This window comes from Enterobacter sp. 50588862, from assembly GCF_001462935.1.
Taxonomy (GTDB): domain Bacteria; phylum Pseudomonadota; class Gammaproteobacteria; order Enterobacterales; family Enterobacteriaceae; genus Enterobacter; species Enterobacter bugandensis.
Map to the genome: position 1 here is coordinate 165,662 of NZ_LNHM01000025.1, position 12,798 is coordinate 178,459.

Annotated in this window: 12 protein-coding genes; 4 read left to right on the forward strand and 8 right to left on the reverse strand. The window is 56.7% G+C overall.

Annotated features, from left to right (window positions below; translation table 11 throughout):
* Positions 1–86 precede the first annotated feature (86 nt).
* Entirely contained in the window at positions 87–890 is an 804-nt protein-coding gene (gene suhB, locus APT89_RS12475; RefSeq protein WP_028014077.1) for an inositol-1-monophosphatase, read from the forward strand.
* Between the two features lie 5 nt (positions 891–895).
* Here suhB and APT89_RS12480 read toward each other — a convergent pair whose 3' ends face one another.
* Positions 896–1,888, reverse strand: coding sequence for a nickel/cobalt transporter (locus tag APT89_RS12480; RefSeq protein ID WP_060572543.1), 993 nt, complete (start codon positions 1,886–1,888; stop codon positions 896–898).
* Positions 1,879–2,517: a DUF1007 family protein gene (locus tag APT89_RS12485; RefSeq protein WP_060572545.1), complete on the reverse strand. Its 639-nt coding sequence runs from the start codon at positions 2,515–2,517 to the stop codon at positions 1,879–1,881. Before APT89_RS12485 ends, APT89_RS12480 begins: the two co-directional genes overlap by 10 nt.
* A gap of 125 nt (positions 2,518–2,642) precedes the next feature.
* On the opposite strand from APT89_RS12485, the gene csiE reads away from it, so the two are divergent.
* On the forward strand, positions 2,643–3,920 hold the full coding sequence (gene csiE / locus APT89_RS12490) for a stationary phase inducible protein CsiE (protein WP_041908697.1): 1,278 nt from the start codon (positions 2,643–2,645) through the stop codon (positions 3,918–3,920).
* On the opposite strand, the gene APT89_RS12495 is transcribed toward csiE, so the two are convergent.
* Positions 3,921–5,060 carry a 3-phenylpropionate MFS transporter gene (locus APT89_RS12495; protein ID WP_028014081.1) on the reverse strand — a complete coding sequence of 380 codons (1,140 nt, stop codon included), beginning with the start codon at positions 5,058–5,060 and terminating at the stop codon, positions 3,921–3,923.
* Positions 5,061–5,232: 172 nt separating this feature from the next.
* On the opposite strand from APT89_RS12495, the gene APT89_RS12500 reads away from it, so the two are divergent.
* Positions 5,233–5,655, forward strand: coding sequence for a DoxX family protein (locus tag APT89_RS12500; RefSeq protein ID WP_028014082.1), 423 nt, complete (start codon positions 5,233–5,235; stop codon positions 5,653–5,655).
* A 54-nt stretch (positions 5,656–5,709) separates the two neighbouring features.
* Here the strand turns inward: APT89_RS12500 and glyA are convergent, their stop codons facing one another.
* Entirely contained in the window at positions 5,710–6,963 is a 1,254-nt protein-coding gene (glyA, locus tag APT89_RS12505) for a serine hydroxymethyltransferase (RefSeq protein WP_025757663.1), read from the reverse strand.
* 303 nt (positions 6,964–7,266) lie between these two features.
* On the opposite strand from glyA, the gene hmpA reads away from it, so the two are divergent.
* Positions 7,267–8,457, forward strand: a complete 1,191-nt coding sequence (hmpA, locus tag APT89_RS12510; RefSeq protein WP_041908691.1) for an NO-inducible flavohemoprotein — start codon at positions 7,267–7,269, stop codon at positions 8,455–8,457.
* A 51-nt stretch (positions 8,458–8,508) separates the two neighbouring features.
* On the opposite strand, the gene glnB is transcribed toward hmpA, so the two are convergent.
* From glnB to qseE, 4 genes are all read right to left on the reverse strand, one after another.
* Positions 8,509–8,847, reverse strand: coding sequence for a nitrogen regulatory protein P-II (gene glnB, locus APT89_RS12515; RefSeq protein WP_003860685.1), 339 nt, complete (start codon positions 8,845–8,847; stop codon positions 8,509–8,511).
* 65 nt (positions 8,848–8,912) lie between these two features.
* Complete coding sequence (glrR, locus tag APT89_RS12520; RefSeq protein WP_028014084.1) at positions 8,913–10,250, reverse strand: two-component system response regulator GlrR; 1,338 nt, start codon at positions 10,248–10,250, stop codon at positions 8,913–8,915.
* Positions 10,237–10,974 (reverse strand): two-component system QseEF-associated lipoprotein QseG, encoded by a 738-nt coding sequence (qseG, locus tag APT89_RS12525; protein ID WP_028014085.1) that lies wholly within the window; start codon positions 10,972–10,974, stop codon positions 10,237–10,239. Before qseG ends, glrR begins: the two co-directional genes overlap by 14 nt.
* 4 nt (positions 10,975–10,978) lie before the next feature.
* Entirely contained in the window at positions 10,979–12,403 is a 1,425-nt protein-coding gene (gene qseE / locus APT89_RS12530; protein ID WP_120266918.1) for a two component system sensor histidine kinase QseE/GlrK, read from the reverse strand.
* Positions 12,404–12,798 lie beyond the last annotated feature (395 nt).

The following is a 12,798-nucleotide window of genomic DNA, read 5'->3' on the forward strand; positions in this document are numbered from 1 at the left end:
TTATCATAAACGGGAGACATAATCCGATCCCGCTGCTATACTCTGCGCCGATTTTCCTGTTCTTTAACATCCAGTGAGAGAGACCGATGCATCCGATGCTGACCATCGCCGTGCGCGCAGCGCGCAAGGCGGGTAATGTAATTGCCAAACACTACGAAACGCCAGACTCCGTAGAAACCAGCCAGAAAGGCAGCAATGATTTCGTGACTAACGTCGATAAAGCCGCAGAAGCGATCATTATCGAAACGATCCGCAAATCTTACCCGCAGCACACCATCATCACCGAAGAAAGCGGTGAACATGAAGGTACCGATCAGGATGTTCAATGGGTTATCGATCCACTGGATGGCACCACCAACTTCGTTAAACGCCTGCCACACTTCTCTGTGTCAATCGCAGTACGCATTAAAGGCCGTACTGAAGTCGCCGTTGTTTACGATCCAATGCGTAACGAACTGTTCACCGCGACCCGCGGTCAGGGCGCACAGCTGAACGGCTACCGTCTGCGCTGCAGCAATGCACGCGATCTGGACGGCACCATCCTGGCGACCGGCTTCCCATTCAAGGCGAAGCAGCACGCAACCACCTATATGAATATCCTGGGCAAGCTGTTCACCGAATGCGCGGACTTCCGTCGCACCGGCTCTGCTGCGCTGGATCTGGCCTACGTGGCAACCGGCCGCGTTGACGGTTACTTCGAACTGTCACTGAAGCCGTGGGACTTCGCTGCGGGCGAGCTGATCGCACGTGAAGCAGGCGCGATTGTTTGCGACTTCACCGGCGGCCACAACTACATGACCACCGGCAACATCGTTGCGGGTAACCCACGCGTTGTTAAAGCCATGCTGGCCAACATGCGTGACGAGCTGAGCGATGCGCTGAAGCGTTAATCTCCTCATCTCAGCCCTCTCCCCAAAGGGGAGAGGGTGCTAAACGGCGCCGCGCTCATCCACATCGTTACCGCCGCCACCAGCAGAATCACTCCCCCCGCCAGCGCGAGCGTTGTCCATCCTACCTGCCGCCACAGTACCGGCGTTTTATTGCCGCTGAGTTTTACCGCAAGCTGACGGAAGCTGTGAACCAGCAACGCCAAAGACGAAATGGTGAGAGAGGTTCCTGCCGCCATCGCCAGCGCCGAGAGCATGCCCCAGCCGAACACCCCAATCACTTTACTGAACAGCAGCACCATGATTGCCCCCGAGCACGGGCGCATCCCCATAGAGAGAACTATCATCAGCCGCGCGCGCCAGTCGTCACCGCTCTGTAATTGTTCCTGCGTCGGCAGATGCTGATGCCCGCAGCCGCAGTGTTCATCATGAACGTGGTGCGGCGTAAAGGTTTTGAATTTGGGCTTTTGCAGCAGCGCGCGCAGCTTTTTCAGTGCCCGCCAGCAGAGGATCAGCCCCAGCACGCCGACCAGCGCATAGCTGCCCTTCTCCAGCCAGAAGCTGCTCAGGTGCAGCTTGCGCGCGGGAAGCTGTAATAGCGAAAGCACAACCACCACCAGCGCAATCGCCACGCCCCCCTGAAGCAGCGAAGAGGCCAGCGTCAGGCCAATGCTTGATTTCAGCTTCGACGGATGGGTGGCAAGCCAGGTGGTGATGACGATTTTGCCGTGCCCCGGCCCCAGCGCGTGCAGCACGCCATAGATAAAGCTGAACGCCAGCAGAGAACCGCCCGCTTTGGTCGGGTTCTCCGCCACCGCCTTCAGCAGCCCGCTCATCTGCTGGTTGACCTCACGCTGCCAGATGATGCTTTTCATCATCACCTGCGGCCAGGCCTGCCACAGCCAGAGCGAACCGCAAACGGCGAGCAGTAGAAAAAGCGCCAGCGGCCAGAGGTGCAGCCAGCGGCGCGGCTTTCGTACCGGAGAGGATATCACTGACATTGTAACGTTACCTTCTGCGCAAACTGTTTACCCAGTTCCATGTCCTCCGGTGGGGCATCCTCTTTATCAAGAGAGACAGCAAAATTCAGCGTCTCTTCGCTGGGCTTCGGGGTGTGAACCGTAATGTTGCAGGTTTTTTGCAACGACGCAGGAAGCTGCACGTCGCTGTCCTCGGCGTAGCTCATATCGACGTAGTACGTTGGATCAAAGGTAGAAAACGTATAGGTTTGTCCTGCCAGCGGCTGCGGATGCGCCAGTGGAAGCACGAACGTCAGCACCGCCTGATGTCCGTCGCGGGACATGCCGTATTCTGTCGGGCGATCGAGGAACTTCACCTTTTGTCCGTTATGCCAGAACTCGGTGAAGTAGTGCTGCCCGAGCACGTTGGCCATCACTTCTGCCGCCAGCTTTTTCCAGATTTCGTCGCCGGGCTTCGCGTTACCCGCATCATAAAGCAGATCCGCCGAGGTGATTTCATCCATCGTCCAGCGCATTTTCAGGCCGCTCAGCTGCGTGCCGTCGGTGACCAGCTCGGTTTTCAGGCTGATAAAACTGTGAGGATGTGCGCTGGCGGTAAAGGTGATAACCGCCAAAAATAACGCCATCGCATTTTGTTTAACTGTCTGCATCAATTCCTCACGTCAAAAATTCTGTGATGTTCCCCAGCAATCCTGACTGAAAGGCCTGCCGGCGCGCTTTTCAGCGCCCATCCTTTAGCTATTCTTATCAAACATTCACACTGGATACCCGACAGATGATGACGACGCTTGAAATTCCATCTGTGCTTTCCAGTTCGCAGCGCCGCTGCCAGGTGCTTTTGATGCTTTACCTGCCCGATGCTGCCGTCACCGCACAGAGCATAATCGCTGCCAACGGCGTGGACGAGGTCATGGCACGGCAAGATATAGCCGAGACGCGCGATGAAATCCAGCGCTATCACCGGCTGGATATCGTCACGCACCATGACGGTAGCTACCGAATTGAAGGCACTGCCCTGAATCAGCGTTTATGTCTGCTGCACTGGCTGCGCAGGGCGCTCCGCCTTTGTCCGCAGTTTGTCTCGCACCAGTTTACCCCAGCCTTAAAAACTGCGCTTAAACAGCACGGCATCGCGCGGCCGCTCTACGACGATGCTAATCTGCGGGCGCTGATCGGCTTCTGCTCACGCAAGCTGCAGCGTCAGTTTGAATGCCGGGACGTCCAGTTCTTACAGCTCTACTTGCAATACTGCCTCATCCAGCACCACTTAGGGAATACGCCGCAGTTTTCCCACGCGCAGCGCAGCTGGACCCAGTCGCGGGGAGAGTATTTTACGGCGCAGGAGATTGTTCGTCACTGGAAGCGGCGCGTGCCGCAGGGCGCGCACGTGGACGAGCAGCTGTTTCTGGCGCTGCTGTTTATGATGCTCCGCACGCCCGATCCGGTGCTTGATAAACACCAGCAGGATCAGCGCCTCCGCCGCGCCATTGTGCGCATGGTGGCCCGTTTCCGCTCCCAGACCGGGATGAACTTCAGCGATGAGCAGGGGCTGACCGATCAGCTGTATATCCATCTGGCTCAGGCGCTGGACCGCTCGCTGTTTGAGATCGGCATCGACAATAGCCTGCCTGAGGAAATTCACCGTCTCTATCCCCGGCTGTTACGCACCACGAAAGAGGCACTCTTTGAGCTGGAAGCCGAATTTGGGCTGCGGTTCTCCGATGAAGAGATGGCGCTGGTAGCGGTTATTTTCGGCGCCTGGCTGATGCAGGAGACCGATCTGCATGAAAAACAGGTAGTGCTGCTGACCGGGGAGGATAAATCCTGTGAGGAGGTGATTGAACAGCAGCTGCGCGAATTAACCCTGCTGCCGCTCAACATTCGCTATCTGACGCTGCAGGCGTTCCAGAAAGAGGGGGCACCGCGCGAAGCCGCGCTGGTTGTCACCCCCTATCCTACCGTGCTGCCGCTGTTCTCGCCGCCGCTGATCCACGCGGTTGAATCGCTTAACGCGCAGCAGCAGGAACATATTCGCGCCATGCTGGAATCGTAATCAGGCGCGCGCGGCCACTTTCGGTCGAACAAACATCGCCGGGAGCGCCACCAGCGCCATGACCCAGAACACGCCGTGTCCCAGATGCTGATACAGAAAGCCCGCAAAGACCGTCATCACCGCAATGCTGCCGCCCATCGCCACCGCAGAGTAGACCGCCTGCAGACGGATCACGTCCCCGCCCTCGCGCGCCGCGATATAGCGCATCGCCGCCAGGTGGCACACGGTGAAGGTGCCGCAGTGAAGGATCTGCGCCATAATCAGCCACGGCAGTTCGGTCGTCCAGCCCATAATCCCCCAGCGCGCCACGCCGCAGACCGCGGAAAGCAGCAGCAGATCGCGCGCGCCGAAGCGGCGGAACAGCTTTTTGCTGAGGGCGAAAATAATGACTTCTGCCACCACCCCCAGCGACCACAGGTAACCGACCGCTGAGGCCGAGTAGCCCGCCCCCTGCCAGTAGATGGCGCTGAAGCCATAGTACGCCGCATGCGCCCCCTGAAGCAGACAGACGCACGCCAGAAAACGCCAGCTCTGGGCCACCAGGCTCCGCCAGGCGGGCCAGCCGGCGCTCTCCTGATGGCGACTCTCCCCTTGCGGCATCACCGACGGGCGCAGCAGCATGCCCAGCAGCATCGAGGCAATACCGATACTCAGCAGCGCCAGAATCGCGCGGTAGTCGTAAAGGCTGACCAGTTTCCCCACCAGCGCAGAGCCGATCACGAAGGCAATCGATCCCCAGAGGCGCACACGGCCATAATCCATGGTGATCTGCTTTTGCCAGGTGTTCGCCAGCGCATCCGTCAGCGGCACCAGCGGGGAGAAGAACAGATTAAAGCCAACCATCACCACCATCAGCCAGGCAAACTGGTGGCTGACCCAGAAGCAGGCCGCGAAGACCAGCGTCAGCAGGGCCAGAATGCGCACCGCTTTAATCAATAAGGAGGGATCGCTGACGCGGGGGGCAATCAGCAGGCTTCCGAGGAAACGCGCCACCAGCCCCGCGCCCAGCAGGATGCCAATGGTTTCTGGCGTCAAACCAATTCCCTTAAGCCAGACGCTCCAGAAAGGCAGAAAAATACCGTAGCTAAAGAAGTAGGTGAAGTAGCTGAGCGCCAGCCAGCGCGTGGAATGCAAGACCATGAATCCCTCCCGAAATGGAGGCGATAGTCTGGCGTTTATCCTGCACTTTAGCAAGTCGTTAGCGCGCTATAAATTAACGATAAATTAACGTCATGGACAGCCGGTCGGCGTATGGCGTGAGCGGCAAAATTGTATTACGTTTAAAAGACATCGCCTGAAGAGGTCGTTTGCCATGAACAGCTTACGTTATTTCGATTTCGGCTCCTCACGCTCCTTCCTGCTATTGATTGCCCGAATTGCCATCGTTGTCCTGTTTATTATTTTTGGCTATCCCAAGCTGACGGGTTTTAGCGGCACCGTTCAGTATATGACGTCGCTCGGCGCCCCCATGCCGATGCTGGCGGCCATTATCGCCGTAGTAATGGAGGTTCCCGCCGCTATCCTGATCGTGCTCGGCTTTTTCACCCGCCCCCTCGCGGTGCTCTTTGTCTTCTATACGCTGGGCACGGCGATTATCGGTCACCACTACTGGGATATGACCGGAGATGCGGTTGTGCCGAATATGATTAATTTCTACAAGAACGTCAGTATTGCTGGCGCGTTTATTTTGCTGGCGATTGTGGGACCGGGGGCCATTTCCCTGGACCGACGTTAAGCCATAAAAAAAGGCCGCAAGCGCGGCCTTTTTTATTTCTGCAAAGCAGAGGAATTATGCGTATACCGGGAAGCGTGCGCAGATATCCAGAACTTTACCTTTGACGCGCTCGATAACCGCTTCGTCATTGATGTTGTCCAGAACGTCACACATCCAGCCAGCCAGCTCTTTCACTTCCGCTTCTTTAAAGCCGCGACGCGTCACGGCCGGAGAACCGATACGGATACCGGAGGTCACGAACGGGCTCTTCGGATCGTTTGGCACGCTGTTTTTGTTCACGGTGATGTTGGCGCGGCCCAGGGCAGCGTCAGCTTCTTTACCGGTCAGGTTCTTATCAACCAGGTCCAGCAGGAACAGGTGGTTTTCAGTCCCGCCGGATACCACTTTGTAGCCACGGTTCAGGAACACTTCCACCATCGCTTTGGCGTTCTTAGCAACCTGCTGCTGATACACCTTGAACTCTGGCTCCATCGCTTCTTTCAGCGCGACCGCTTTTGCGGCGATAACGTGCATCAGCGGGCCGCCCTGCGCGCTTGGGAACACAGCAGAGTTCAGTTTTTTGTACAGCTCTTCGTCACCGCCTTTCGCCAGGATCAGGCCACCGCGTGGACCCGCCAGGGTTTTGTGAGTAGTGGTGGTCACAACGTGAGCGTGAGGAACCGGGTTCGGGTAAACGCCTGCGGCGATAAGGCCCGCAACGTGCGCCATGTCAACGAACAGGTACGCGCCGATGCTGTCTGCGATTTCACGCATTTTTGCCCAGTCAACGATACCGGAGTAAGCAGAGAAGCCACCGATGATCATCTTCGGCTTGTGCTCTTTAGCCTGCTTAGCCATGTCTTCGTAGTCAATTTTACCGGACTCATCAATACCGTAAGGAATGATGTTGTACAGTTTGCCGGAGAAGTTAACCGGGGAGCCGTGAGTCAGGTGGCCGCCCTGCGCCAGGTTCATACCCAGAACGGTATCGCCCGGCTGCAGCAGCGCGGTGTAAACAGCGAAGTTAGCCTGAGAGCCGGAGTGCGGCTGAACGTTCGCGTAGTCAGCGCCGAAGAGTGCTTTCGCACGGTCGATCGCCAGCTGCTCGACGATATCAACGTATTCGCAACCGCCGTAGTAGCGCTTGCCCGGGTAACCTTCAGCGTATTTGTTGGTCAGCTGAGAGCCCTGCGCCTGCATCACGCGCGGGCTGGTGTAGTTTTCGGAGGCGATCAGTTCGATGTGCTCTTCCTGACGTACTTTTTCCTGCTCCATAGCCTGCCACAGTTCGGCATCATAATCGGCAATGTTCATTTCACGCTTTAACATCCGCATCTCCTGACTCAGCTAACAAGTAAATTTTGGCCTGAAAAGGCAGTCCTGTTGGACGACGGGCAACAGTATAACTGAATAGTTCTGTGATAACAGGTCTTGACAAACGATTTTACGCAAACGTTTTCCTTCACGCCACGCAAGGGTTTGAGGAATAAAGATCTCACTATTTCCAGCGGATTTCTTTTCAGGTTTGTGATGCGTATTTTTCATCTTGCAAAGAACCATTTACAAAGCATGGGTATTTTTTATAAGATGCATTTAAAATACATCATTAGGTAATATCAGAAGGAAGCTGCCATGCTCGACGCTCAAACCATCGCTACCGTTAAAGCCACCATTCCCCTGCTGGTGGAAACCGGCCCTAAACTTACCGCCCATTTCTACGATCGCATGTTCACGCACAATCCGGAGCTCAAAGAGATTTTCAATATGAGCAACCAGCGTAACGGCGATCAGCGTGAAGCGCTTTTCAACGCCATCGCGGCCTACGCCAGCAATATCGAAAACCTGGCGGCGTTGCTGCCTGCGGTGGAAAAAATCGCGCAGAAGCACACCAGCTTCCAGATCCAACCCGAGCAGTACAACATCGTCGGCACTCACCTGCTGGCAACGCTGGACGAAATGTTCAGCCCGGGCCAGGAGGTGCTGGACGCCTGGGGTAAAGCCTACGGCGTGCTGGCAAACGTGTTTATCAACCGTGAAGCGCAGATCTACAGCGAAAACGCCAGCAAGAACGGCGGCTGGGAAGGAACGCGCGCCTTCCGTATCGTCGAGAAAACGCCGCGCAGCGCGCTTATCACCAGTTTTGAATTTGAGCCGGTTGACGGCCAGCCGGTGGCCGATTACCAGCCGGGCCAGTATCTGGGCGTATGGCTGAAGCCTGAAGGCTTCCCGCACCAGGAGATCCGCCAGTACTCTCTGACCCGCAAACCAAACGGTAAAGGCTACCGCATTGCGGTGAAGCGCGAGGACGGCGGTCAGGTATCCAACTGGCTGCATAACGAAGCGAGCGTGGGCGACGTGGTTCATCTGGCCGCGCCGGCGGGCGACTTCTTTATGGCCATTGAAACCAATACCCCGGTCACGCTGATCTCCGCGGGCGTAGGCCAAACGCCAATGCTGGCGATGCTGGATACGCTGGCGAAAGCCAACCACAGCGCGCAGGTTAACTGGTTCCACGCAGCGGAGAACGGCGACGTGCACGCCTTTGCGGATGAAGTGAAAGCGCTGGGAGCGACCCTGCCGCGTTTCACCGCGCATACCTGGTATCGCCTGCCGACGGAGGCAGACCGCACTGCCGCACGCTTTGACAGCGAAGGACTGATGAATTTAAGCCAGATGGAAGGGGCGTTTAGCGCGCCGGAAATGCAGTTCTACGTCTGTGGACCCGTGGCGTTTATGCAGTATGCCGCGAAGCAGCTGGTTGAGCTGGGCGTGAATAAAGACAACATTCATTACGAATGTTTCGGGCCGCATAAGGTGCTGTAACGCAAAAAGCCCCTCGTTTGAGGGGCTTTTTTTTCGCCGGGTGGCAAATGGTTAAATCGCGGCGTCGTCTTCTTCGCCGGTACGGATACGGATCACGCGCGCCACGTCAAAGACGAAGATTTTCCCGTCGCCAATTTTGCCCGTCTGCGCCGTGCGGATAATGGTATCCACGCAGGTATCGACGATATCGTCGCTGACCACGATTTCAATTTTCACTTTCGGCAGAAAGTCGACCATGTACTCTGCGCCACGATAAAGCTCGGTGTGGCCCTTCTGACGACCAAAACCTTTCACTTCCGTCACGGTCATCCCGGTGATGCCTACTTCCGCCAGCGCTTCACGTACATCATCCAGTTTGAAAGGTTTAATAATCGCATCAATCTTTTTCATGGTGGGTCCTTAAACTCTTGCCTGTAAGCTGCCTCGTAATCGATTGCTCACAGTACCATACGGCATTACTCTTTAAAATCGTTTGCTTCCAGCTCGTGGCGTGAGAGCAGCTTATAGAACTCGGTGCGGTTGCGTCCGGCCATCCGCGCCGCGTGGGTCACGTTGCCTTTGGTGATCTGCAGCAGCTTGCGCAGATAGTTCAGCTCGAACTGGTTACGCGCTTCCGCAAACGTCGGCAAGGCCGTGTTCTCCCCTTCCAGCGCCTGTTCAACCAGCGCGTCGCTGATAACGGGCGAGGACGTCAGCGCCACGCACTGCTCAATCACGTTCACCAGCTGGCGCACGTTACCCGGCCAGCTGGCGGCCATCAGCCGTTTCATCGCATCAGTCGAAAAGGCGCGCACGAACGGTTTATGCCGATCTGCCGCCTGGCGCAGGAGGTGATTCGCCAGCAGCGGAATATCTTCCGCACGCTCCGCCAGCGCCGGGATCTTCAGGTTCACCACGTTCAGACGGTAGTAGAGATCTTCACGGAACTCGTTGCGGGCCATCACTTTGGGCAAGTCGCGGTGGGTGGCGGAAATGATTCGCACGTTAATATCAATATCGCGGTTGCTGCCCAACGGGCGCACTTTGCGCTCCTGAAGTACGCGCAACAGTTTGACCTGCAGCGGCGCAGGCATGTCGCCAATTTCGTCGAGGAACAGCGTGCCGCCTTCCGCGGCCTGGAACAGCCCTTCCCGGCTGCTTACCGCGCCGGTAAATGCGCCGCGGGCATGGCCAAAAAGTTCAGACTCAAGAAGCTGCTCTGGCAGGGCACCGCAGTTAATGGCGATAAAGGCATTTTTACTGCGCGGGCTGGCGTTGTGGATCGCCTGCGCCAGGATCTCTTTCCCGGTTCCGCTCTGGCCGTTAATCAACACGCTGACGTCTGACTGTGCGACCATTCGCGCCTGCTCAAGCAGACGCAGCATTATCGGGCTGCGGGTGACGATAGATTCACGCCATGCGTCGTCTCCGGAGGGCGCGGCGTGCTCCAGCGCACTGTCGATAGCTTTGTAGAGCGCGTCTTTATCTACCGGCTTGGTGAGGAAGCTGAACACGCCCTGCTGGGTTGCGGCGACGGCATCCGGGATTGACCCGTGCGCCGTCAGGATAATGACCGGCATGCCAGGCTGCTGCTTCTGGATTTCGGCGAACAGCTGCATGCCATCCATTTCGTCCATCCGCAGGTCGCTGATCACCAGGTCAATCTTTTCGCGGCTGAGGACTTTAAGCCCCTCCTGCCCGCTTTCCGCGGTCACCACGGTGTAGCCTTCACTCACCAGACGCATCCCCAGCAGCTTTAACAGGCCGGGATCGTCATCCACCAGTAAGAGATGGGCTGGTTTACGGCTCGTCATGCTTCACATCCTCTTGTTTCGGCATATCGCTGTCCGGTGCAGCAGATGAACTACCGGGCTGATATTTACGCGACGAGAGCTGTCTTTCGATATCGGTCAGGTTTTCCAGCTTTCGCGTCGTGGTATCCAGCTGAGTACGTAAATGCTGTTGCTGTTGGCGCAGCGTATCCAGCTCGCTGTCGGTTGACTGCTGTAACTTGCTGTAGCGGGAGCGCTCTTCAGACAGCTGCAGCTGTAACGTCTGCCCATCCCGCCAGAGCTGGTATACCGGGCGCACCTGTGCGGGAAGATTGATCACAAACGTGTCCAGACGGGTCACGTTGGCCCGACGTTCAACGGGGGTAATTTTCGCATCGGCCAGTAAAATCCCACGCTTGAAAGCGTCCTGCCAGGTGTCTTCATCCAGCATCGCCGCCTTCATGCGGGCGTCTACCGGCGCAAGCCGCTGGGCGCAGTCTATTCCGCGCAGCCAGAACAGCGGGTTATTTTCGACATCATGCCCTGACAGATTCCAGATATCCTCACAGCGGGTAGAGAGGAAATCCGCCAGCTGGTTATCGGGCCATTTGTCTTCCTGTTTACCGCTTATCGCACTTTGCGGCGCATGGGAAACGCACCCCGCCAGAACTAAACAGGGTAGACTCAGGCGACCCGCTTTGCTGGAAAACACCGCGCGTATGGCGCGGAAAAAGACGTGTGACATACTCACCAGATATAGATTCATTTTATTAATTTTTCCGGCTCAGGGGCAGTTCAATACGGAAGCAAACATCTGAACGTTCGTCCGTGGCAATGTTTAGCTCACCCTGCATGCGTCGTATGCAGTCCCGGGCAATGCTTAATCCCAGACCGCTTCCTTTTACCGCGCCTTTCCGCTGATGACTCCCCTGGAAAAAGGGTTCGAAGATCATGGTTTTTTCGTCATCGGGGATCGGGGTGCCGGTGTTTGCGACGTCAATAAACACCCGGGAGCCCTTCGTATAACTTCGGATATAAATGTTACCGGATTCAGTACCATAGTGCACCGCATTGGAGTAAAGATTATCCAGAACGCTCATTAATAGCATGGGTTCAGCCAGGCAGGTCGGCGCCTTCAGCTCCACCCCGGTATGCATCATTTTAGCTCTTGCCGGCAAGCTATGGGCGGAGATCACCATATCCACCAGTGGCTCAATCTCCACCTCTTCCAGTACCACCGTCCCGTCAGCCAGCTTGCGGTTGTAATCCAGAAGCTGCTCGATCAGCTTTTGCAGGTTGCGGCTGCTGGCGTCTAGAATTTCGACAATCTCTTTCTGCTCCGGCGTAAGCGGCCCTGCCACCTCGTCCGCCAGCAGTTCCGTTCCTTCACGCATGCTGGCCAGTGGGGTTTTCAGCTCATGGGAAATATGGCGCAGGAACTGATGACGCTGGGATTCCAGCCACGCCAGGCGCTCGGATAGCCAGATAATGCGCTGACCGACGGATCGCAGCTCGCGCGGGCCTTTAAAGGCAACCGTATCCCCGAGCGATTTCCCCTCCCCCAGGCGGTTGATCATACGCTGAATACCCTTTACCGGGCCGATGATCATGCGGGTAAAGAGCAGCACCAGCCCGAGGCTCACCAGGAACAGCACCAGCGCCTGCCAGCCGAAGAACTGGCCGCGCTCGGCAATCTCCTGCTGCAGCTGCTGGCCGCGAGAGAAAATGACCGTGCGCGTTGACTGCACCATTTCGGTATTGGCGGCGGCGAATGCCTCAAGGCGCGCGGCGGCAGCCGCATCCGGGCCGCTGTTCTGGCACTGCAGCTGCGCGAGATCGTTCAGATCCTGACGTAACGCCTGATACAGCCTGTCGTCCGGCAGCACGCCCGCGTGGGCATCCAGCATTTCGCTGTAGCGCTTGCGCTGGCTCTGGTACACCTTCTCCAGCGTCCGATCGTCGAGCACGCAGTACTGACGATAGCTACGCTCCATCTCCAGCGCGGCGTTGGTCATCGCTTCACTGCGTCTGGCATCGATAAGCGTGGTGCGGTTCGTCAGCGCCGCCTGGGCACTCAGCGCGTTGAGGCTCTGCCATGCCTGCCAGGCGAGGATCAGCAGCGGCAGCAGGATCAGCAGAAAGGCCATCATCACGAGCTGTCGCAGGGAGCGGGGAAAAACGGGCCAGCGTTTCAACGCATTACTCTCTTCATGGGGGTTTACGGAGAGCGTAACTGAGTCTGCCCTTCAGATACAACAAAGCCGGGTAAAAACCCGGCTTTGTTATGGAATAAGGCGGTGCCTAACTCGACGTTTCGCCCTGGCCTGATAAAGCATCGCTATGATCAGTAGTTGGACGGCAGGCACCTTTTTGTGCGTCATTCGAAGTTTATGTAGCACGTCCCGAAGGGGCTGACATAAGAAGGTGAATGAGCCACTGGTCAATATTATGCAACACCCATGCCAGAATGCAAAACAAAATATTAACACATTGAAATATATATCTTTTATTGTTTTAATCTATTTGTTGTGCGCTGAATGATTTCCAGGCTAAGTGTCGCTATTAAGCAACACCTTAACGGGAACCTGTC

What these genes read in the sequence shown, in the direction of transcription:
- suhB (WP_028014077.1), top strand. Translation starts at nt 87, where the DNA reads ATGCATCCGATGCTGACCATCGCCGTGCGCGCAGCGCGCAAGGCGGGT.
- APT89_RS12480 (WP_060572543.1), bottom strand. Translation starts at nt 1,888, where the DNA reads ATGTCAGTGATATCCTCTCCGGTACGAAAGCCGCGCCGCTGGCTGCAC.
- APT89_RS12485 (WP_060572545.1), bottom strand. Translation starts at nt 2,517, where the DNA reads ATGCAGACAGTTAAACAAAATGCGATGGCGTTATTTTTGGCGGTTATC.
- csiE (WP_041908697.1), top strand. Translation starts at nt 2,643, where the DNA reads ATGATGACGACGCTTGAAATTCCATCTGTGCTTTCCAGTTCGCAGCGC.
- APT89_RS12495 (WP_028014081.1), bottom strand. Translation starts at nt 5,060, where the DNA reads ATGGTCTTGCATTCCACGCGCTGGCTGGCGCTCAGCTACTTCACCTAC.
- APT89_RS12500 (WP_028014082.1), top strand. Translation starts at nt 5,233, where the DNA reads ATGAACAGCTTACGTTATTTCGATTTCGGCTCCTCACGCTCCTTCCTG.
- glyA (WP_025757663.1), bottom strand. Translation starts at nt 6,963, where the DNA reads ATGTTAAAGCGTGAAATGAACATTGCCGATTATGATGCCGAACTGTGG.
- hmpA (WP_041908691.1), top strand. Translation starts at nt 7,267, where the DNA reads ATGCTCGACGCTCAAACCATCGCTACCGTTAAAGCCACCATTCCCCTG.
- glnB (WP_003860685.1), bottom strand. Translation starts at nt 8,847, where the DNA reads ATGAAAAAGATTGATGCGATTATTAAACCTTTCAAACTGGATGATGTA.
- glrR (WP_028014084.1), bottom strand. Translation starts at nt 10,250, where the DNA reads ATGACGAGCCGTAAACCAGCCCATCTCTTACTGGTGGATGACGATCCC.
- qseG (WP_028014085.1), bottom strand. Translation starts at nt 10,974, where the DNA reads ATGAATCTATATCTGGTGAGTATGTCACACGTCTTTTTCCGCGCCATA.